Source organism: Nocardioides daedukensis (assembly GCF_013408415.1).
Lineage (GTDB): Bacteria > Actinomycetota > Actinomycetes > Propionibacteriales > Nocardioidaceae > Nocardioides > Nocardioides daedukensis.
Map to the genome: position 1 here is coordinate 3,373,073 of NZ_JACCAA010000001.1, position 19,912 is coordinate 3,392,984.

18 protein-coding genes and 2 riboswitches are annotated in these 19,912 nt (G+C 70.8%); of the genes, 13 read left to right on the plus strand and 5 right to left on the minus strand.

What is annotated here, in order from left to right:
- Position 1 precedes the first annotated feature (1 nt).
- Positions 2–1,801: an HNH endonuclease signature motif containing protein gene (locus BJ980_RS16425; protein ID WP_179503282.1), complete on the minus strand. Its 1,800-nt coding sequence runs from the start codon at positions 1,799–1,801 to the stop codon at positions 2–4.
- 156 nt (positions 1,802–1,957) lie between these two features.
- A riboswitch (TPP riboswitch) is annotated at positions 1,958–2,068 on the plus strand.
- On the opposite strand from BJ980_RS16425, the gene BJ980_RS16430 reads away from it, so the two are divergent.
- The 11 genes from BJ980_RS16430 (at position 2,066) to BJ980_RS16480 (ending at position 11,503) form a co-directional block, all read left to right on the plus strand.
- The gene (locus BJ980_RS16430; protein WP_179503283.1) at positions 2,066–2,644 is read left to right on the plus strand and encodes a thiamine phosphate synthase; all 579 of its coding nucleotides are present in this window, start codon (positions 2,066–2,068) and stop codon (positions 2,642–2,644) included. (Overlaps the previous riboswitch by 3 nt.)
- Positions 2,644–3,660, plus strand: a complete 1,017-nt coding sequence (locus BJ980_RS16435; RefSeq protein WP_179503284.1) for an FAD-dependent oxidoreductase — start codon at positions 2,644–2,646, stop codon at positions 3,658–3,660. The genes BJ980_RS16430 and BJ980_RS16435 overlap by 1 nt, the downstream gene beginning before the upstream one ends.
- A complete protein-coding gene (thiS, locus tag BJ980_RS16440) occupies positions 3,654–3,845 on the plus strand; it encodes a sulfur carrier protein ThiS (RefSeq protein ID WP_179503285.1) in 192 nt (63 codons plus the stop codon). Before BJ980_RS16435 ends, thiS begins: the two co-directional genes overlap by 7 nt.
- Entirely contained in the window at positions 3,842–4,603 is a 762-nt protein-coding gene (locus BJ980_RS16445) for a thiazole synthase (protein WP_179503286.1), read from the plus strand. The genes thiS and BJ980_RS16445 overlap by 4 nt, the downstream gene beginning before the upstream one ends.
- Positions 4,600–5,208 (plus strand): thiamine phosphate synthase, encoded by a 609-nt coding sequence (locus tag BJ980_RS16450; protein ID WP_179503287.1) that lies wholly within the window; start codon positions 4,600–4,602, stop codon positions 5,206–5,208. Before BJ980_RS16445 ends, BJ980_RS16450 begins: the two co-directional genes overlap by 4 nt.
- Complete coding sequence (thiD, locus tag BJ980_RS16455) at positions 5,205–6,029, plus strand: bifunctional hydroxymethylpyrimidine kinase/phosphomethylpyrimidine kinase (RefSeq protein WP_179503288.1); 825 nt, start codon at positions 5,205–5,207, stop codon at positions 6,027–6,029. Before BJ980_RS16450 ends, thiD begins: the two co-directional genes overlap by 4 nt.
- 41 nt (positions 6,030–6,070) lie before the next feature.
- Complete coding sequence (gene thiC / locus BJ980_RS16460) at positions 6,071–7,771, plus strand: phosphomethylpyrimidine synthase ThiC (protein ID WP_179503289.1); 1,701 nt, start codon at positions 6,071–6,073, stop codon at positions 7,769–7,771.
- A 33-nt stretch (positions 7,772–7,804) separates the two neighbouring features.
- On the plus strand, positions 7,805–8,617 hold the full coding sequence (locus tag BJ980_RS16465) for an HAD-IIB family hydrolase (protein WP_179503290.1): 813 nt from the start codon (positions 7,805–7,807) through the stop codon (positions 8,615–8,617).
- A gap of 20 nt (positions 8,618–8,637) precedes the next feature.
- Positions 8,638–9,225 carry a DNA-3-methyladenine glycosylase I gene (locus BJ980_RS16470; protein WP_179503291.1) on the plus strand — a complete coding sequence of 196 codons (588 nt, stop codon included), beginning with the start codon at positions 8,638–8,640 and terminating at the stop codon, positions 9,223–9,225.
- A gap of 32 nt (positions 9,226–9,257) precedes the next feature.
- Positions 9,258–10,760 (plus strand): cobyric acid synthase, encoded by a 1,503-nt coding sequence (locus BJ980_RS16475; protein ID WP_179503292.1) that lies wholly within the window; start codon positions 9,258–9,260, stop codon positions 10,758–10,760.
- Positions 10,757–11,503: a cobalt-precorrin-6A reductase gene (locus BJ980_RS16480; RefSeq protein ID WP_179503293.1), complete on the plus strand. Its 747-nt coding sequence runs from the start codon at positions 10,757–10,759 to the stop codon at positions 11,501–11,503. Before BJ980_RS16475 ends, BJ980_RS16480 begins: the two co-directional genes overlap by 4 nt.
- Here the strand turns inward: BJ980_RS16480 and BJ980_RS16485 are convergent.
- From BJ980_RS16485 to BJ980_RS16500, 4 genes are read right to left on the minus strand one after another with little or no spacing between them, the layout of a single operon-like run.
- Positions 11,463–12,410, minus strand: coding sequence for a cobalamin biosynthesis protein (locus BJ980_RS16485; protein WP_179503965.1), 948 nt, complete (start codon positions 12,408–12,410; stop codon positions 11,463–11,465). The two genes, BJ980_RS16480 and BJ980_RS16485, sit on opposite strands and share 41 nt — an antisense overlap.
- Positions 12,411–12,415: 5 nt before the next feature.
- Complete coding sequence (gene cobBC, locus BJ980_RS16490) at positions 12,416–14,848, minus strand: bifunctional hydrogenobyrinic acid a,c-diamide synthase/histidinol phosphate aminotransferase CobBC (protein WP_179503294.1); 2,433 nt, start codon at positions 14,846–14,848, stop codon at positions 12,416–12,418.
- A gap of 14 nt (positions 14,849–14,862) precedes the next feature.
- Positions 14,863–15,477 carry a cob(I)yrinic acid a,c-diamide adenosyltransferase gene (gene cobO, locus BJ980_RS16495; RefSeq protein WP_179503295.1) on the minus strand — a complete coding sequence of 205 codons (615 nt, stop codon included), beginning with the start codon at positions 15,475–15,477 and terminating at the stop codon, positions 14,863–14,865.
- On the minus strand, positions 15,477–17,558 hold the full coding sequence (locus tag BJ980_RS16500) for a VWA domain-containing protein (RefSeq protein ID WP_179503296.1): 2,082 nt from the start codon (positions 17,556–17,558) through the stop codon (positions 15,477–15,479). Before BJ980_RS16500 ends, cobO begins: the two co-directional genes overlap by 1 nt.
- Before the next feature lie 89 nt (positions 17,559–17,647).
- Positions 17,648–17,792: riboswitch (cobalamin riboswitch) on the minus strand.
- A gap of 135 nt (positions 17,793–17,927) precedes the next feature.
- On the opposite strand from BJ980_RS16500, the gene cbiE reads away from it, so the two are divergent.
- Together cbiE and cobM are read left to right on the plus strand one after the other, a co-directional pair.
- Positions 17,928–19,136 carry a precorrin-6y C5,15-methyltransferase (decarboxylating) subunit CbiE gene (cbiE, locus tag BJ980_RS16505; RefSeq protein WP_179503297.1) on the plus strand — a complete coding sequence of 403 codons (1,209 nt, stop codon included), beginning with the start codon at positions 17,928–17,930 and terminating at the stop codon, positions 19,134–19,136.
- Entirely contained in the window at positions 19,133–19,885 is a 753-nt protein-coding gene (gene cobM, locus BJ980_RS16510) for a precorrin-4 C(11)-methyltransferase (protein WP_179503298.1), read from the plus strand. The genes cbiE and cobM overlap by 4 nt, the downstream gene beginning before the upstream one ends.
- Positions 19,886–19,912: the final 27 nt, after the last annotated feature.

Here is a 19,912-nt window from a genome sequence, read left to right on the forward strand (position 1 = left end):
GTCAGGCCGCCAGGTTGATGGCGTGCTCGTCCGGTGGATCGAGCGGGGTGGTGCCTTGTCCGGGGGTGACTCGCCATCGCTGTTCGTAGGGGTCGCTCCAGTGGTAGGACCCGTCGGGTTCGCGCCGGTAGGTCCAGCCGGCGAAGGTTTTCATCCGGTGGTGGCTCCTGCACAGGCAGGCGAGGTTGTCGGGGTTGGTCTGCCCGGGTGGACCGTGGGGGTCGTAGGCGTCGATGTGGTCGAGGTCGGTGCGGTTGGCGGTGATGGTGCAGTAGGGGAAGACGCAGTGTTGGTCGCGGAGCTGGACCTGTTCGCGCATCCGCTCGGGTGGGTTGTGCTGGTCGACGGCCCAGGCTTCGGTCAGGTCGATCACGGGTGTGATCCGGGCGTTTGATCCGAGCCGGGACAGCCAGTCCTGGACGAGGCTCAGGAGCTGGGCTCCGAGCCTGCCGGCGTCGACCACTTTCGTGTCGGGGTCGAGGTCGCCGCGCAGGGTGCGGATGATGTCGGCGAGGGTGAAGTGGAGGTGGAGCTTGGCGGTGACGTAGGACCGGGTCGCGGGGAGCGGTGCGCCGGTGGTGGGGTGGATCGGGTCGCCGAATCCGGCCGCCACGGAGGCGGCGCGGGCTGCGGCTGCGGCGTCGAAGGCAGCTTCTGCGGTGGCTTGTGCATCGGCGAGTGCGGCGGCCAGGCCACCGTTGGGTGCATGTCCCTGGCCGCCTGCGTCGCGGCCATCGGAGGTGCCGTTCGCGGAAGGGCTGCGGCGGCCAGATCCAGTCTCTTTCCCGGCTGTTTCTGCTGCGGCTCGGGCTGTGGCCATCGCGTCGAGGACCGCATCCTTGGTGTAGTCGGCTGGGCAGTCCTCGGGAGTGAGCGGGCTGCGCTGCAGACCGGCAGCACCGTCGGACTCTTGTGCAGTGGGGTTGGGGGTGTGGTCTCGACTGTCCGGGCTCGTTGCTCGCCCTGCTCGATCACCCGCTCCTCCGTCGGCCTGGTCGCTGGCGCTGAGGTCGAGGGTGTCCTGGCAGGTGGCGTGCCGGTCGGCGATGACGCCGAGTGCTTTGGCTTTGCGTTGGGCGTGGGTGTCGGGGTCACCCAGGCGACCGAGGGTGGTGGCTTCGTCGTTGATCAGCTGGTGGAACTTTTCCAGGTCGAGGCTGTCCCCGATCGCGTCCAGTCGTGAGGTGCCGGGCGCGTAGCCGGCGTCGTGGTTCACGCGCACGTCCCAGTCGTCCTTGCCGGTCTCGGCCTTCTTCATCAGTTCGGGGTGGAAGGTGGCGATGGCTTGCCGGATGACGAACTGGATCTGCTTCCACCCATACGATCCCCGTCCGTCGAGCTGCTGGTCGATCCAGTTGACGCAGTTGTGGGAGAGCCGGGTGGTGTCGCGGGCGATCTGGGCCGCGGTCCAGACCGGCAGCTCCAGTGCCACGACTCGGGCCCAGGTGCGTGGCAGGCGGTGCTGTAGGTCGAGGGCGTCGGAGAGGATCTGTGCCGCGGTTCCGGTGGACAGGCCTGCGGTGGCGGCGTAGGCCTCGACGGCGAAGACCGCTACACCGGGTGTTCCTTCGCCGCCGACGCGGGAGTCGCATCCGGACAGGCCCGGCAGCCTGACGTCACCGAACGTGGCAGCGTCGCCGTCATCGAGGAGCGGGTGGGTGATGCACCACTGGTGGGCCACCGCGTAGCGCCGTGCCGCGATTGCGAGGGCGTCTCGCGAGAGCCCGGAGACCTCTGAACACAGCGCAGCACCGTCGAGGTCCTCGACCCCGAACGTGGTGGCGGCTGCGGTGTTGTTCATGACTAGAACTCAATCAGGCAGCACCGACAACGAAGCCCCGAAACAGCGCCAATATCCCGAACTGTGGACACCAATCGAAGAAAGTTTTGTGGCCGCGGGTCAGTGCCCCTCAACTACCAGCCGTGACCGGCGCCAGCCCCTGCGCTATCGTCGGGGCAAATCCACCACGGGTGCTCGCGGCAGCGGGCTGAGATGGGGCTGAAGCCGCTCCGACCGTAGAACCTGATCCGGGTAATGCCGGCGCAGGAAGCGAGGAGCAGTTCCGTGCTTGCACGACTTTTTTGCCTGGTCGACACCACAGATGACCTCACCCTGCTGCCCGAGATGGCAGCGCTCGGAGTGGACGGGTTCCAGGTCCGCGCCAAGGCCGCCTCCACCCGCGAGCTCCGCACCGCGACCGAGTCCGCCCTGGCCACCGGGGCCTGTGTGGTGGTCAACGATCGCCTCGACGTGGCCCTCGCCGCGGGAGCTCACGGCGTACATCTCGGGGCCTCGGACCTTCCGGTCGCCGCCGCCCGACAGTTGGCGCCACGCCTGTTGATCGGCGCCACCTGCCGCAGCGCTCGCCAAGTCAGGCAGGCCCGGGCCGACGGAGCGGACTATGCGGGCTTCGGACCGATCTTCGCCACCACGACGAAGACCGGCCTGCCGGACCCGCTGGGCGTGAATGCGCTGCGCGAGGCCTCCGGAATCCTGCCGCTGATCGCCATCGGTGGCATCGACGCCACCACCGCCGGGGCCGCACGCCGGGCCGGAGCACACGGCGTGGCCGCGATCGGTGCCATCTGGCGACATCTGGACCCACTACGTGCCGCAAGGGAACTCGTCGAAGCCGTGTCCTGATGCGGGTGCTGGTGCGCGGCGCGGGCATCATCGGCCTCTCCGTCGCCGACGAGCTCGCCCGCCGCGGGCACGAAGTCACCGTCATCGACCCGACCCCGGGTGCCGGGGCGTCGCATGCCGCTGCCGGGATGCTCAGCCCGAGCAGCGAGGTCTGGCACGGCGAGGAGGAGATCCTGCGGCTGGGGCTGCGGAGCATGGCGTTGTGGGCGGAGTACGCCGAGCGGCTCGGCGTGGCCGTGCATCGCACCGGCACCCTGCTCGTCGGCCATGACCGCGGGGACCTGCAGCAGGTCGAACGTCAGGCCCGGCTCCTGGGCACGGCCGAGCTGCTCGGCAACACGGCCGTGCGCGCCCTCGAACCCCGACTGCACCCACGGGTCGCTGGCGGACTCCTGCTGGCCGACGACCACAGCGTCGACCCACGCGCGGTGGTCGGCGCCCTGCGCCGTCGGGTCGACGTCGTTCCCGACATCGGCGCGGAGGCCTTCGGTGCGGAGAAGATGGTGCTCGCCACGGGCGCGCATCTCCCGCAGCCCTGGTCGCACCTGGTCCGCGGTGTGCGTGGCGAGATCATCCGCGGCCACTGTGTCGACCCGCCCACCCGCACGGTCAGGGGCTGGGTGCGTGGACGTCAGGTCTATGTCGTGCCGCGCACCGGAGGCGGCATCGTCATCGGTGCCACCAGCGAGGAGCACGACGCCCCACCCGAGGTGACGCTCGGCGGGATCCACGCGCTCATCGAGGACGCACGCACCCTCCTGTCGGGCCTGGACCGGGCCACCTTCACCGAGGCGATCGCCCGGGACAGGCCGGCCAGTCCGGACCACCTCCCGCTGATCGGGCGCGCGCCGGGACGCGACGACGTCGTCCTTGCCGCCGGTCTGTTCCGGCACGGCGTACTTCTCGCCCCTCTCGCCGCGCAGCTGGTCGCGGACGCCGTCGAGGGCGCGCCACCCGATTCCGCACTCGACCCATCTCGCTTCGAATCGTCAAGCCAGGAAGGAAATCCATGCTGATCACCCTCAACGGAGCCGCCACGGAAGTGGCCGACGGGACACCCCTCACCGCACTCCTGCCCACCGAGCGCCGCGGAACTGCGGTGGCCCTCAACGGCGAGGTCGTGCCGCAACCCAGGATCGCGGACCGACGCCTCGTCTCCGGGGACCGGATCGAGATCGTGACGGCGGTGCAGGGCGGATGACTCTCCAGATCGCCGGTCGCGCGTTCGACTCCCACCTCCTCCTGGGCAGCGGTGGCCTGCCGAACGCCGCACTGCTGGCACCGATCATCGAGGCCGCCGAGCCGGCACTGGTCACGGTGAGCATGCGGCGTACGTCGTCACTCGCCGCGGGTGGGCCGCTGTCGACGATCCGTCGCCTGGGCGTCCCGGTGCTGCCCAACACCGCCGGTTGCCTGAGCGCCCGCGAGGCGATCCTGACCGCCGAGCTGGCGCGGGAGGCGCTCGGGACCGACTGGATCAAGCTCGAGGTGATCGGTGACGAGACCAACCTGATGCCGGACGGAACCCAGCTCCTCGAGGCCGCCGAATCCCTTGTCCGCAAGGGATTCACCGTCCTGCCCTACACCAACGACGACCCGGTGCTGGCCCGCAGGCTTGCTGACGCGGGGTGCGCCGCAGTGATGCCGTTGGGCTCGCCGATCGGTTCCGGGCTGGGAATCCTGAACCCGCACGCCATCGAATCGGTGGTGGCGGCGGTCGACGTACCCGTCGTCCTGGATGCGGGCATCGGCACCGCCTCCGATGCCGCGCTGGCCATGGAGCTGGGATGTTCCGCGGTGCTGGCAGCGAGCGCGATCACCAGGGCCGAAGACCCGGTGGCGATGGCACGCGCCCTGCGGCTCGGGGTGCAGGGCGGACTGGCGGCCCGCGGCGCCGGACGGATCCCTCGGCGCGAAGTGGCCAGGGCGTCGAGCACCACCAAGGGGTTGATCCGATGAGCTCGACATCAAGCGTGGCACCAGGGACTTTGCCTCGACTGCTGCTGCTCACCGATCGCTCGCAGCTCAGGCTCGGCCGCGGCCTGGTCCGCACGGTGCACGAGTGCGTCGAGGCGGGACTCACCCACCTGGTGGTCCGCGAGCACGACCTGCCGCCGGACGCCCGGCACGCCCTGGTGGCGGCGCTGGCCGACCTGCCCGGCCTGACCGTGATCTCCTCACACATCGCCGATCCGGTTGCGCACGGCCTGCACCAACCGTCGGACCCCACTCGCCACGTGCTGCCGACAGCGACGGCACACCAGCTGCTCGGCCGGTCCTGCCACACCCGGACGGAGGTGTACCGAGCCGCAGCCGACGGCGTCGACTACGTGACCCTCTCGCCGTTCGCGCTCACGCCCAGCAAGCCCGGCCACGGACCGGCGCTGGGCCCGGATGCGTACGCCGACCACCGGGTGCCGGTCTATGCCCTCGGCGGGATCACGCCCCGAAACGCCCGCGCGGCACGCGATGCCGGCGCCCACGGAGTGGCGGTGATGGGCGCCGTGATGCGCGCCGCAGAGCCCGGTGCCGTCGTCGCCGCCCTGCTCGAGGAGGCCGCATGAGTACCGATCCGCCCGTCGTCCTGGCCGTGGCCGGGACCGACTCCGGAGGCGCGGCAGGACTGGCCGCCGACCTCGCCACGATCGCCGCCCATCGCGCCCACGGTGCCTGCGTGGTCACCGCGATCACCGCTCAGGACACCACCGGTGTCCACGCCGTCCACGTGCCACCGCTCGACATGATCGACGAGCAGATCGCCGCAGTGCTGGACGACTTGACCGTGGCCAGTGTGAAGACCGGGATGCTCGGCTCGCCCGAGGTGGTCCGGCTCGTTGCCGAGCGGCTCGGACACCTTCGCCTCGTGGTCGATCCGGTCCTGATCGCCACCTCGGGGGCAGTGTTGGGGGACGAGTCGGTGCGTGCGGCCTACGTCGATCACCTGCTACCGATCGCCACCGTGGTTACCCCGAACGTTGAGGAGGCTGCCGCCCTGCTCGGGGTGGACGGTGCCTGCGGATTCCCGCCCGAGGAGCTCGCCGCGAGGCTGGCGGCCCAGTGTGGTGGTGCGGGGTCCGCAGGAGGCCCGGCCGTCGTGGTCACCGGGGGCGGGACCACCGGCACCTGTACCGACTGGCTGGCGCTACTGGGTCAGACACCGGTCGCGCTCAGCCATCCCGCGCTCGCGACGGAGAACGACCACGGCACCGGGTGCACCTACTCAGCAGCGCTCGCATCCCTGCTGGCACAGGGGATCGAGCTGGAGACCGCCTGCCGGTGCGCCGCGGCGTACACCTCTCAACAGCTTGCCCTGAGCCGGCGCTGGGAGCTCGGCCGAGGCAGGGGCCCGATCGCCCACGTGGCCGCCTCACACCCATCACACTGACCAACCCATGACTGAGCAACCCCAACAACGAGGAGCCTCCGATGACCGTCCACGCCGCCCACACCCGCATCCACGTCCCCGGCAGCCGGCCCGACATTGCCGTGCCGCAGACCCGCGTGCAGCTGACCAACAACGAGACGTTCGACCGCTATGCCACCGAGGGGCCCGGGTCGAGGCCGGAGGTCGGCCTGCCCCGGCTGCGCGCGGACTGGGTCGAGGAGCGCGGCGACACCGTGAGCTACACCGGACGTGAGGTGCAGCTGCTCGACAACGGCCGCTCCGCACTGCGTCGAGGCGCAGCCGCCGAGGAGTGGCAGGGCGAGAATGCTCAACCCCGCAAGGCGATCAGCGGCCGCAACGTCACTCAGATGCACTACGCGCGCCGCGGCATCATCACCCCGGAGATGGAGTTCGTCGCGATCCGCGAGGGCTGCGACGTGGAGCTGGTCCGCAGCGAGCTCGCGGCCGGCCGCGCGATCATCCCGCTCAACGTCAACCACCCCGAGGCCGAGCCGATGATCATCGGCAAGCGCTTCCTGGTGAAGGTGAACGCCAACATCGGCAACTCCGCTGTCACCAGCTCCATCGCCGAGGAGGTCGACAAGCTCACCTGGGCAGTGACCTGGGGCGCCGACACGGTGATGGACCTCTCCACCGGCGACGACATCCACACCACGCGCGAGTGGATCATTCGGAACAGCCCCGTCCCGATCGGCACGGTGCCGATCTACCAGGCCCTCGAGAAGGTCAACGGTGAGGCGGACAAACTGACCTGGGAGATCTTCAGGGACACCGTGATCGAGCAGTGCGAGCAGGGCGTCGACTACATGACCATCCATGCCGGGGTGCTGCTGCCCTACGTCCCGATGACTGCTGACCGGGTGACCGGCATCGTCTCCCGAGGCGGATCGATCATGGCCGGCTGGTGCCTGGCCCACCACGCGGAGAACTTCCTCTACACCCACTTCGACGAGCTCTGCGAGATCTTCACCCAGTACGACGTGTCCTTCAGCCTCGGCGACGGGCTGCGGCCCGGTTCCACCGCGGACGCCAACGACGAGGCCCAGTTCTCCGAGCTGCGCACGTTGGCCGAGTTGACCGAGCGCGCCTGGCGGCACGACGTACAGGTGATGGTGGAGGGGCCCGGTCACGTGCCGCTCAACCTGGTCGAGGAGAACGTCACCCTCCAGCAGGACTGGTGCAAGGGCGCGCCGTTCTACACGCTCGGGCCACTGGCCACCGACATCGCACCGGGATATGACCACATCACCTCCGCGATCGGAGCCGCAACGATCGCCATGCACGGCACGGCGATGCTCTGCTATGTCACGCCCAAGGAGCATCTGGGACTGCCCAACCGTGACGACGTCAAGACCGGAGTGATCACCTACAAGCTCTCCGCACACGCGGCCGACGTGGCCAAGGGCCACCCGCGGGCCCGCGACTGGGACGACGCGTTGAGCAAGGCACGGTTCGAGTTCCGCTGGCGCGACCAGTTCGCGCTCTCGCTCGACCCGCACACCGCCGAGGCCTTCCACGACGAGACGCTGCCCGCGGAGGGGAGCAAGACGGCGCACTTCTGCTCGATGTGCGGGCCGAAGTTCTGCTCGATGAAGATCAGTCAGGACGTGCGGACACGATTCGCTTCGGACCTCACCCCCGAGGTGGGGATGAAGGAGAAGTCCGCGGAGTTCGTGAAACTGGGTGGGACTGTCTACGTCGAGCCGGCCGCCCCCGCGTGACCCGTCGAGGCGGCCGACCGTAAGGTCGGCGGCGTGCCAGTCCGCCTCGTCGCCACCGACCTCGACAACACGCTGCTGGGCCCGGACCTGCACATCAGTGACCGGACGCGAACGGCACTGGACCGGGTCCGGGCTGCCGGGATCCATGTCGTGCCGGTGACCGCTCGGCAGCCTGTCGGCCTGCGCCTGATCGCAGAGGAGTGCGGCTTCGTCGAGTGGGCGCTGTGCGGCAACGGTGCGCTCGGGCTTCACCTCGGGACCGGTGAGCGGTTGTTCGAGCGGAGCATCACGGTCGAGGCCCAGCAGGCCCTGGTCGCCGCACTCGAGGTAGCAGTACCCGGCGTCCTCCACGCCAGTGTGCGGGAGGAGGGCGAGGTCTTCGTGGCCCAGGAGGGCTACGCGGAGCTCGTCGACTTCGAGGACCACAAGCGTGATCCCGCGAGCATGGGGGCGCATGCGCTGGCGGCGGTGGTCGCCGAGCCGAGCCTGAAGCTCATCGTGCGCCATGCCACGGTCGACGCGGCAGATCTCCTCCTCCGCGCGCAGGCCCTGGGCCTGGCCGGGTTCGAGCTCACCCATTCCGGTGCGCCCTTCCTCGAGGTAATGGCCGAGGGAGTCACCAAGGCGTGGGGTCTGGCCCAGCTCTGCGCCGAGCTCGACATCGACCCCAGTGAGGTGCTCGCCTTCGGCGATGCCCTCAACGATGTCGAGATGCTGTCGTGGTCCGGTCGCGGTGTCGCGGTCGCGAATGCGGTACCCGAGGCATTGATGGTGGCCGACGAGGTGACCGGCGCGCATGACGAGGACGGGGTCGCGGCGGTGTTGGAACGACTGCTCGACGGGTAGCCGATGGCACACTGACCCTCATGACGGTGATGTGCGAGGACGGCCTTGCCCGCCCGGTCTGGGCAGCGACCGCGGGGTTGATGCGCGACTACTACGACACCGAGTGGGGGATGCCGGTCCGCGACGAGCAGGGCCTCTTCGAGCGGATCAGCCTGGAGGCGTTCCAGTCCGGGCTCAGCTGGGCCACGATCCTGCGCAAGCGACCGGCATTCCGCGAGGCCTTCGACGGATTCGATCCCGAGAAGGTGGCGGCCTACGAGGACGCCGATCGCGAGCGGTTACTGGCCGACTCAGGCATCGTGCGCAACCGTCGCAAGATCGATGCCACTATCACCAATGCCCGCGCGACCCTGGCCCTGCGCGAGGAGGGTGGGCTGGTCGACTTCGTGTGGTCCTTCCAGCCGGTCACGACGCCCGAGCCCACGACGTACGAGGAGATCCCCACGCAGTCCGCGGAGTCGCTCGCGCTCGCCAAGGCACTGAAGAAGAAGGGGTTCGCCCACGTCGGACCAACCACGATGTATGCGCTGATGGAGGCCGTCGGCATCGTCGACACCCACCTGGTGACGTCGCACCGGCGCGGCTCGTCCGGGGTCTGGCCGCGGTGAGCCCGGCACGCTGCCGCCGATAGTCTGCGGGCATGACTCCTGGTGCCCTTCTCATCGCCGGCACCACCTCTGACGCAGGCAAGAGCATCGTCACCACCGGACTGTGCCGGGCGTTCGTGCGGCGCGGCCTGAGCGTGGCTCCGTTCAAGAGCCAGAACATGTCGAACAACTCGATGGTCTGTGCGGGACCGGACGGGGCGGGCGCGGAGATCGGGCGGGCCCAGTGGATCCAGGCGCTCGCCGCCCGTGCCACCCCCGAGGCGGCGATGAACCCGGTCCTGCTCAAGCCGGGGGGCGACCGCGAGAGTCACGTGGTGGTGATGGGCCAGCCCGCGGGCAGGATCTCGAGCCGCGACTTCGTCGACGGACGGCGACACCTGGCCGATGCGGCCTACGCCGCCTTCGACGACCTCCGCGAGCGCTTCGACATCGTGGTCGCCGAGGGTGCGGGGAGCCCGACCGAGATCAACCTGCGGGAGAGCGACTACGTCAACATGGGCCTGGCGCGGCACGGCTCCGTCCCCACGGTGGTGGTCGGTGACATCGACCGCGGGGGAGTCTTCGCCGCGATGCATGGCACGGTCGCGCTGCTCGAGGCCGCCGACCAGGCGCTCGTCGCGGGCTTCATCGTCAACAAGTTCCGCGGCGACGCGACACTGCTCGCCCCCGGTCTGGCACAGCTCGAGGAGCTCACCGGACGCCGGGTCCATGGAACGCTTCCGTGGGATCCCGGTCTTTGGCTGGACTCCGAGGACGCGCTCGACCTCGAGGGACGACGTACGCCGGACGGCAGCGCAGCCCTGAAGGTTGCCGTGGTCCGCCTGCCCCGGGTCTCCAACTTCACCGACGTCGACGCGCTCGGCATCGAGCCGGACCTCGACGTGGTCTTCGTCGGCGATCCGCGCGGGATCGCCGACGCCGACCTTGTGGTCCTGCCCGGCACACGCGCGACCCTCTCCGACCTGGCCTGGCTGCGAGCGCGGGGCCTGGACCGGGCGATCCGTGAGCACGCGGCCGCCGGCAGGTCGGTGCTCGGCATCTGCGGGGGATTCCAGATGCTCGGCCGGCGCATCGAGGACCCCGCCGGCGTCGAGGGCGAGGTGGGCGCAGCGGTGGAGGGCCTGGGCCTGCTGGAGGTCACCACCACCTTCGCCGAGGAGAAGGCGCTCCGGCTGCCGACCGGGACCGCACTGGGCGAGGAGACCTCGGGCTACGAGATCCACCATGGCCGGATCACCCGCCACGGTGGCCAGGAGTTCCTCGGGGGCGCCCGCGCGGGCAATGTCTTCGGGACCATGTGGCACGGCTCCTTGGAGGGTGATCGCTTCCGGGCGGCGCTGCTCCGCGAGGTGGCCGCCGCGGCCGGTCGCGCCTGGACCGCGTCGGGCGTCAGCTTCCCCGAGCGGCGTGAGGCCCGCCTCGACCTGCTCGGCGACCTGGTCGAGGAACACCTCGACGTCGACGGACTCCTGGACCTTGCCACCCACGGGGCGCCCGCCGGACTTCGTGCACTCGAGCCGGGAGCATCGCGATGAGGGTGCTCATCCTCGGCGGGACCGGCGAGGCGCGCGCCCTCGCGAAGCTGCTCGAGGACGCCGGCATCGACTTCCTCTCCACGCTCGCTGGACGGGTCGCCCGGCCGCGGCTGCCGGTGGGCGAGGTCCGCATCGGCGGCTTCGGCGGTGTTCCAGGACTCCGGTCCTTCCTGCGTGAGCAGGGGTTCGATGCGGTCGTCGACGCCACGCACCCGTTCGCCGCGGGGATGTCCCGCAACGCCGTCGAGGCCTGTGCAGCCGAGACGGTGCCGCTGATCCGGCTCGAACGACCGGGCTGGGCCACGGCTCCCGGTGCGCACGACTGGCACTGGGTCGACTCCCACGAGGAGGCCGCGTCGCTCACCGCCCAGCTGGGTCGCCGCCCGTTCCTCACCATCGGTCGGCAGTCCCTCGGCCGATTCACCGGCCCGCTGGGGTCGGCACACGTGCTGGCGCGGGTCGTCGACGAGCCCGACATCGACCTGCCGCGGGGGTGGACCTTGCTGCTCTCGCGCGGACCCTACGCACTGGAATCGGAGCTCGCGCTGATGCGTGAGCATCGGGTGGACTGCCTGGTCACCAAGGACTCCGGTGGCACCTGGACCTGGCCCAAGATGGCCGCCGCCGGGGAACTGGGCCTCCCGGTCGTGGTCGTACGCCGTGCCTCGGCCGTCTCGGGCGCCGCGGCGGACGTGCCGACGGTCAGCGAGCCCGGCGCCGTGCTCCCGCTGCTCCAGCGCTGAGGGCGGCGACCGCAACCGAACCGAGGGCGACGCGATCGGCCAGGACCCGTGCCCGGTCGATGTCTGCGGCCTGCGGCGGGGTCCCGGAGCCGAGCGTGTGCCGGTCCTCGACCCGGTCGCCATAGCGGTTGACACCGCCCAGCTGGATGCCCAGCGCTCCGGCGAAGGAGGCTTCGATCGGGCCGGCGTTGGGGCTCGGGTGGTGCCGCGCGTCGGCGTGCCACGCGGTGAGGGCCGCGCGGGTTGATCCGCCGACGCTGGGCGCGAGAGCAGCCGCGAGGAGCGCGGCGAGGCGCGCTCCGGCCAGGTTGAGCAGGTCGTCCCACCGCGCGCTCGCCCACCCGAAGCGCTCGTAGCGCGGGTTGCGGTGTCCGACCATGGCGTCGAGGGTGTTGGCTGCGCGATAGCCCACGAGTCCCGGCACCCCGAGCAGTGCCCCCCAGACCAGGGGAGCGGTGACCGCGTCGGAGGTGTTCTCCGCGACCGACTCGATGGTGGCGCGGGCGACCTCGTTCTCGGTCAGCTGTGAGGTGTCGCGGCCGACGAGGTGGGTCAGCCTCAGCCTGGCGCCGGGCAGGTCGTCCGTGGCGAGGAACGCGTGGACCGCTGTCGCCTCGCGACCCAGTGAGGTGCCGCCGAGGACTGCCCAGGTGGCGGTTGCGGTCGCAGTCGCGAGCAGGGCCGGCCGGTCGCGGAGCGAGCGCTCGACGGCCAGACCGAGCGCGGCGGTGCCGCCGACCAGGGAGGCGGTGAAGAGGACGCCGCGCGACCGCGAGTCGGCGTACATCCTCTGCTCGACCGCCCCGGCGACCCGGCCAAAACCGGCGACCGGGTGGAACCGTGCCGGGTCACCGAGCAGGCGGTCGGCCACGAAGCCCATGAGCAGGCCCAGCGCGCGAGGCGACATCGACCTCACAGCACCGCTCCCAGTGCTGCCAGCATCCGTCGCGTCGACTCCGGCGAGCGGACTGCGATCCGGATCCAGCTGGCGTCGAGGCCGGGGAAGGTGTCGGCCCGACGTACGGCATGGCCCGCGTCGCGCAACCGTTCACGGACGCCGTCGCCGGGACGGGCCAGCACGAACGGCGCTGCGCTGGCCAGGTGCCGAATCCCCAGCTCTGCAAGGCCATCGGTGAGGATCGTGCGGCGTACGACGATCTGCCGCACGCGTCGTGCTGCCTCGGCTGCGGCCTCTTCAGAGGAGCACGCGATCATCGCTGCGGCGGCCGTGGTGCCGACCGACCACGGGACCTGCGAGCCGCGGAGTGCCGCGATCACCTCAGGCTCGGCCAGGACGTAGCCCGCGCGCACGCCGGGGATCGCCCAGAGCTTGGTGAGGCTGCGGACGACGATCAACCCCGGCGTTGGCGCCTGGGCGAACGACGCACGCTCGTGACCGACCGTGTCCATGAACGCCTCGTCCACCACGACGAGGCGGCCGGGGCGCAGCAGCGCGCGGATCGTCGCCGCGGGGTGCAGCACGCCGGTGGGGTTGGTCGGGTTGCCGACCACGACGAGATCGGCGTCCTCGGGGACGGCTGCCGGGTCGAGGGCGAAGTCGTCGGCGGGACGACAGATCACGTGCTGGGGTTGGTGTCCTGCCTCGGCCAGGGCGACGTCGGGCTCGGTGAACTGAGGGTGCACGACGACCGGTCGGCGCCACTCGCGAAGACGCGCGATCAGCGTGAAGGCCTCGGCCGCGCCGGCGGTCGCGAGCACGGTGTCGACCGCACGGCCGTGGCTGCGCGCGATGGCACCCTCCGCCGAGGTGGACGTGGGATAGCGGTGCACTTCGTCCAGGCTCTGGTGCAGGGCATCGCTGAGCCACTGGGGTCGCGGGCCGTCGAAGACGTTGACCGCGAAGTCGACCAGATCGCCGGCCTCGGTGTCGCCGTGGTGGCGCAATGGGTCCAGCTCCGGCCCCGACGGGTCGGGACCGGACGCCACGCCGCTCGGCAGCCCGGATCCGGAGGGGCGGACAGCGGGCGCGGGGTCGGTGACCGCGGCAGCGGGGGCGAAGGCTGCCGCCGCATCCGCGAACCGCTGCGCGAGCTGTGGGTGCCCGGCCCAGTGGGTGTGGATGTAGGAGGCGTGCAGCGTCGGTCCGGCGAACCCGATCGGGGTGCCGTCGACGGTCCACGCGGGCACGTCCCCGGCGGCGGGGGTGGCGGTGGTGCGGTGGAACTCGTGGCCGGTGACGCTCTCTCCGCGGCGGGTCAGCAACGTGTCCGCACCGGTGCTCGCGGTCCGGTAGGAGAGGGTCAACCGCGGCGTCATCTTGGCAGTGGCGGGCAGGACGCCGATCATCGCGGCGTGGTCGACGCTCTGGCAGAGATAGAGCAGGCCGGCACATTCGGCGACGGTGGGTACGCCGCTGCGCACGGCGTCGGCGATCGCGGTCAGCATCGGCTGGTTGGCGGTGAGGCCGGCGGCATGGACCTCCGGGAAGCCCCCGCCGAGATAGATGCCCGACGTGCCCGGTGGCAGCGCGGTGTCATGCAGCGGGTCGAAGGTGACCACCTCGCAGCCGGCAGCACGGAGCAGCTCCTCGGTCTCGGCATAGCGGAAGGTGAAGGCGCGCCCTCCCGCCATCGCGATGACGGGGCGACTTGCGACCGCGGCCACGGCAGCACTCGGATCCCAGGGCTCACCCTCGAGCGCGGGCGCCTGCCCGGCCAGCGCGATGACCTGGCCCAGGTCGATGCGTTCGGTGATCCGCTCGGTCAACCGGTCCAGCGCCGAGGCTGCTTCGTCGCGCTCGTCCGCGGGCACCAGGCCCAGATGCCGCGACGGGGCGACGATTCCGTCGTCACGTGAGAGCACGCCGAGGACGGGGAGCTTGATCGCGCTGCGGACCTCGTCGGCATGGCGTTGCGACCCGGCCTTGTTGAGGATCACGCCGACGATGTCGACGGTGGGGTCGAACTCCGCCATGCCCTGCACGACGGCGCCGATCGAGCGCGAAGCGTGTGAGATGTCGACGACCAGCACGACCGGGGTCCGGGTCACCTGGGCCACGTGCGCCGTGCTGGCGAATCCGTGGCCGCCGATCTGCCCGTCGTACAGCCCCATCACGCCTTCGACCAGGGCCAGGTCGGCACCGCGGGCGCCGTGCAGCAGCAGCGGCACCAGGAGCTCCTCGCCGACCAGGTGCGGATCGAGGTTGCGGCCGGGGCGTCCGGTGGCCAGGGAGTGATAGCCCGGGTCGATGTAGTCGGGACCGACCTTGTGGCCGCTGACGACCAGGCCGCGCCGGGACAGCGCCGACATCAGTCCGGTGGCGATGGTGGTCTTGCCGTGCCCCGAGGCCGGGGCCGCGACGACGAGGCGGGGCAGAGCGTTCACGGGATCACACTGCTCTACCACTCGATGCCCCGCTGGCCCTTCTGGCCGCGGTCCATCTGGTGCTTCACCTTGGTCATCTCGGTGACCATGTCGGCGGCCTCGACCAGCTGCGGGTGGGCGCGGCGGCCGGTGATCATCACGAACTGGCGGCCCGGCCGGTTGGCCAGCGTCTCGACGACGTCGTCGACGTCGACCCAGCCCCACTCCATCGGATAGGTGAACTCGTCGAGCACGTAGAGGTCGTGCCGTTCCTCGGCGATGCGTCGCTTCACCTCGGCCCAACCATCGGCAGCGTCGCGGGCGTGGTCCTCGACGCTGCCCTCCTTGCGTTTCCAGGACCAGCCGGCGCCCATCTTGTGCCACTCGACCGGACCGCCCTCGCCGGTCTCCTCGTGCAACTGGCCGAGCCGTTCGAGGACGGTCTGCTCACCGATGCGCCACTTCGCCGACTTCACGAACTGGAAGACGCCGACGTTCCAGCCCTGGTTCCACGAGCGGATCGCGAGGCCGAAGGCTGCCGTCGACTTGCCCTTGCCGTCGCCGGTGTTGACCATCAGCAGGGGTTGGTTGCGGCGTTGCGCGGTGGTGAGGCCGTCGTCGGGAACGGACTCGGGGACTCCCTTGGGCATCAGGCTGCTCCTTCTTCGCGACGCGAGCCGTCTCGGCCCAGCGACCCGTGCACGGCGCCGGTCAGGGCAGTCGCGCTGACCTCTCCGACGGGGACGTACTCGGCGTGCAACTCGGCTGCCAGCGCCCCGGCCAGGCCCATGCGGAACCGGCCGACCTCGCAGTCGATCACCAGGGACGAGGTGCCGGTGGCGGCCAGGTGCGTGGCCGCCTGACGGGAGCGGGCAACGGCATCGGGGCCGTACGTCGCCCTGCCGTCGGTCACCACGACCAGCAGCGGCCGGCGGCGTGGGTCACGGATCTTCTCGAGGCGGATCACCTCGGCTGCCCGGAGCAGTCCCTCGGCCAGCGGGGTGCGCCCGCCGGCGGGCAGCTCCTGGAGGCGGGCGGCAGCGATGTCGACCGAGTTGGTCGGCGGCAGGGCGAGGTCGGCGTCACTGCCGCGGAAGGTGATCAGGCCGACCTTGTCCCGTCGCTGATAGGCGTCGAGCAGCAGGGAGAGGATGGCCGTCTTCACCTGCTCCATCCGGGTCCGTGCGGCCATCGATCCGGAGGCATCGACGCAGAAGAGGATCAGGTTGGACTCGTGACCCTCCTTGGTCGCGATCCGGAGGTCGTCGCTGCGCAACCGCATCGGGCCGCCGGTCCGGCCGCGGCCGAACTGGTGGGGGGCAGCGGCCCGGATGGTCTCGGTCAGGTGGATCGAACCACCCTGGCCGGAGGCCTTCGTGGCGCCGACGCGACGGCCCGAGGTGGTCACCGCGCGGCTGCGGCGTCCGCTCTCGCCGGCGCCGGTGCCGGCCACCGTGAAGAGCTTGGGTCGGTAGGGCTGCTGTGCTTGCACGGCCTCGCCCGTCGACCCGGCACTTGTTGACGCCTGCCCCGCCGAGTCGGCACTTGTTGACGCCTGCTCCGCCGACCCGTCAGTTGTTGACGTGTCAGGAACCGACGACTCGGCGCCCTGCTCGTCAACAACTGACGGCTCGGCGGGTGATTGGTCAACAACTGACGACTCGGCGTGTGATTGGTCAACAACTGACGGCTCGGCGGGGTCTTCGTTGGGGCGGGAGTCATCGGGGTGGGGGCCGTCGGGGTCGGGGTCTGGTTCGGGGTCAAGGTCGTCGTCCCCGAGCAGCTCATCCAGCAGGTCCTCATCGATCCCCGGGGCGTCGAACGGGTTCCGACGGCGACGGTGCGGAAGGGCCAGCCGGGCCGCGGCGCGGATGTCCTCACGGAGCACCGACGTACGCCCGTGCCAGGCCGCATGAGCCACGGCAGCCCGGGCGCACACGATGTCGGCACGCATCCCGTCGACGTCGAACGCGGCGCAGATCTCGGCGATCTTCAGCAGGGCCGCGTCGCCGAGCAGCACTTGGGAGACCAGTTTCTGGGCGGCCAGGATGCGGTCGGTCAGGGCGCGCTCGTCCTCGGCGTACGACGTCGCGAACCGGACCGGGTCCGACTCGAAGGCGATCCGCCGACGGACCACCTCGACCCGCAGCGAGGGGTCTCGTGGGGCGGCGACCTCCACGGTGAGTCCGAAGCGGTCCAGCAGCTGCGGTCGCAGCTCGCCCTCCTCGGGGTTCATCGTGCCGACCAGCACGAACCGGGCCGCGTGCTCGACCGAGACACCGTCGCGCTCGACCGTCGAGCGGCCCATCGCGGCCGCGTCGAGGAGCAGGTCGACGAGGTGGTCGTGGAGCAGGTTGACCTCGTCGACATAGAGGATGCCGCGGTGCGCACGGGCCAGCAGGCCGGGCTCATATTCGGCGACGCCGGAGGAGAGCGCCTTCTCCAGGTGCAGCGACCCGAGGACCCGGTCCTCGGTCGCGCCGACCGGCAGCTCGACCAGGCGCACCGGCCGCGACTCCACGTCGACGTCGGTCGCGAAGGGTCCGTCGGGGGAGAGCGGGTGCACCTCACGTGGGTCGGTGGAGAACCGGTCGCCCGCGATCACCTCGATCGGCGGCAGTACCGACGCGAGGGCGCGGACCATCGTGGACTTCGCCGTGCCCTTCTCGCCGCGCACCAACACGCCACCGACGGCGGGTGAGATGGTCGTCAGGATCAGGGCGAGCGCCATGTTGTCGGAACCGACGACTGCGCTGAAAGGGAAATGGTGCGACTGGGGCGCTGTTGGCATTTGGGGGCTCCCGCTCTCATCAGCCATGTGGATGTGGTCAGCGCGAGGCCGGTCTTCGGACTTCTGTGGTCCTCCTCGTGGAGGCCACAGTCACCGCAGCGGGCCCTGTGCCGGATTCTCACCGGCTTCCCAGATTCTCCCCTCGAGAGGGGCACCTCGTGCTGACGTCACCGTAGCCGGTCAGGAAGTCATCGGCGCAGCCGGTCCAACCGCGCGCTCCCGGTGGGGGTGCGCGCGCCGCAGCGAAAGCAGGTCGTCGGCGGTGAACACCGTGCGGGGTCGACCGGCGGACCCTCTAGGGTTCGTCGCATGTCACCCGCGGTCACTGTCATCGGCATCGGTGCGGACGGCTGGACGGGCCTCACCGCGGAGCACCGGCAGCTGGTCCTGGACGCCGACATCGTCCTCGGTGGGCGGCGCCACCTCGACCTGCTTCCCGCCTCCGAGAACCAGATCCGCGAACCGTGGCCGTCGCCGCTGCGTGAGAGCCTGCCTGCCCTGCTGTGGAAGTACGACGGTCGTCGGGTGGTCGCGCTCGCTTCGGGTGACCCGTTCGTCTCCGGCATCGGTGGGACCCTGGTGGAGATCCTCGGCCCGGGGGCAGTGGTGGTGGAGCCGACGGTCTCGTCCGTCGCGTTGGCGCGGGCGCGGATGGGGTGGGACGCCGAGACGGTGGACGTGGTCAGCGTCGTTGGTCGCGACGTCCACCGAGTCCTGCGCTCAATCGCTCCCGGGCATCGCAGCATCGTGCTCTCCTCCGACGCGGACACCCCGGGCTCGGTCGCCGACCTGCTCGTGAACACGGGCCACGGTGGCTCGAAGATGACCGTCCTGGGCGACCTGGGCTCGGACGACGAGACAAGCATCGCGACCACAGCCGATGAGTGGGCGCGACGTCGTGCGCCGCAGCTGAACGTGATCGCGATCGAGTTCGACGGCCCGGTCGTGGGGGGATGGGTGGCCGGGCTGCCCGACGAGCTCTTCGAGAACGACGGCCAGCTGACCAAGCGCGACCTGCGCGCCTCCGCGCTGTCCCGCTTGGCACCCCGGCCCGGACAGCTGCTCTGGGACGTCGGCGCGGGTGCAGGGTCGGTCGGCATCGAGTGGATGCGCGCCCACCCCACCTGTCGCACGATCGCGGTCGAGGCCGACGAGACGCGAGCCGCCCGCATCGAGCGGAACGCGCAAGCACTCGGCGTACCCGACCTGAGGGTGGTCACCGGACGTTCACCCGACGCGCTTGCCGGGCTGCCGCGGCCCGATGCGATCTTCGTCGGAGGGGGCGCCACGGTGCCCGGCGTGATCGAGACCTGCGTGGCCGCGCTGCCAGCAGGCGGGCGCCTCGTCGTACACGGCGTCACGCTGGAGACCGAAGCCCTGCTCGCCGCCGCCCACACGGAGCACGGCGGCGAACTGACCCGCATCCACGTCGAGACGACGGCCCCGATCGGCACCTTCACCGGCTGGACTCCGTCTCGTGCAGTGACCCAGTGGACCCTCACCAAGGAGCACGCATGACCGTCCACTTCGTCGGAGCAGGCCCCGGCGCCGCCGACCTGATCACGCTGCGCGCGGTTGCCCTTCTCGGCACGGCCGACGTGGTGCTCTACCCGGGCACCTACATCGACACCGAGGTGCTCTCGCACTGCCGCCCCGATGTGCTCCAGATCGACACCCAGGACCTCGATCTCGACCACATCGTCTCGGTGATCACGATGGCGCACAACCAGGGCGAGGAGGTTGTCCGGCTCACCTCGGGGGATCCCTCGGTCTATTCCGCGCTGGCCGAGCAGACCCGGCGTCTCGATGCCGCCGGCGTGCCGTGGCAGGTCACGCCCGGGGTCCCGGCGTACGCCGCGGCCGCGGCCGCACTGGGCCGCGAGCTGACCGTGCCCGAGGTCGCGCAGTCGGTGGTGCTGACGCGTGCGCAGGCCCGTTCGACCGTGATGCCGGCAGGGGAGAAGCTGGCCAATTTCGCCGCCACTGGCGCCACCCTCGTCCTGCACCTGGCGATCACCCGGGCTCGTGAGATCGCCGTTGAGCTGGCCGAGCACTACGGCACCGACTGCCCGGCTGCTGTGGTGTCGCGGGTCAGCCAGCCGAGCGAGCTGATCCTGCGCGGGACGCTCGCCGACATTGCCGACCAGGTCGAGGCGGCCGGCCTGCGTCAGGCAGCCCTGATCATGGTCGGCCCCGCCATCGAGCCCACGAAGGTGGCCGAGTCCTACCTCTACGACCCGGCGAGGGACCGCTCGCTCAAGCGCTGATTTCGGAGCCTTTCCCGGCCGCAGCTG

Excerpts from the sequence above, each read along its gene's own strand:
- BJ980_RS16425 (WP_179503282.1), bottom strand. The coding sequence starts at position 1,801 with ATGAACAACACCGCAGCCGCCACCACGTTCGGGGTCGAGGACCTCGAC.
- BJ980_RS16435 (WP_179503284.1), top strand. The coding sequence starts at position 2,644 with ATGCGGGTGCTGGTGCGCGGCGCGGGCATCATCGGCCTCTCCGTCGCC.
- thiS (WP_179503285.1), top strand. The coding sequence starts at position 3,654 with ATGCTGATCACCCTCAACGGAGCCGCCACGGAAGTGGCCGACGGGACA.
- BJ980_RS16445 (WP_179503286.1), top strand. The coding sequence starts at position 3,842 with ATGACTCTCCAGATCGCCGGTCGCGCGTTCGACTCCCACCTCCTCCTG.
- BJ980_RS16450 (WP_179503287.1), top strand. The coding sequence starts at position 4,600 with ATGAGCTCGACATCAAGCGTGGCACCAGGGACTTTGCCTCGACTGCTG.
- thiD (WP_179503288.1), top strand. The coding sequence starts at position 5,205 with ATGAGTACCGATCCGCCCGTCGTCCTGGCCGTGGCCGGGACCGACTCC.
- thiC (WP_179503289.1), top strand. The coding sequence starts at position 6,071 with ATGACCGTCCACGCCGCCCACACCCGCATCCACGTCCCCGGCAGCCGG.
- BJ980_RS16470 (WP_179503291.1), top strand. The coding sequence starts at position 8,638 with ATGACGGTGATGTGCGAGGACGGCCTTGCCCGCCCGGTCTGGGCAGCG.
- BJ980_RS16475 (WP_179503292.1), top strand. The coding sequence starts at position 9,258 with ATGACTCCTGGTGCCCTTCTCATCGCCGGCACCACCTCTGACGCAGGC.
- BJ980_RS16480 (WP_179503293.1), top strand. The coding sequence starts at position 10,757 with ATGAGGGTGCTCATCCTCGGCGGGACCGGCGAGGCGCGCGCCCTCGCG.
- BJ980_RS16485 (WP_179503965.1), bottom strand. The coding sequence starts at position 12,410 with ATGTCGCCTCGCGCGCTGGGCCTGCTCATGGGCTTCGTGGCCGACCGC.
- cobO (WP_179503295.1), bottom strand. The coding sequence starts at position 15,477 with ATGCCCAAGGGAGTCCCCGAGTCCGTTCCCGACGACGGCCTCACCACC.
- BJ980_RS16500 (WP_179503296.1), bottom strand. The coding sequence starts at position 17,558 with ATGGCGCTCGCCCTGATCCTGACGACCATCTCACCCGCCGTCGGTGGC.
- cbiE (WP_179503297.1), top strand. The coding sequence starts at position 17,928 with ATGTCACCCGCGGTCACTGTCATCGGCATCGGTGCGGACGGCTGGACG.
- cobM (WP_179503298.1), top strand. The coding sequence starts at position 19,133 with ATGACCGTCCACTTCGTCGGAGCAGGCCCCGGCGCCGCCGACCTGATC.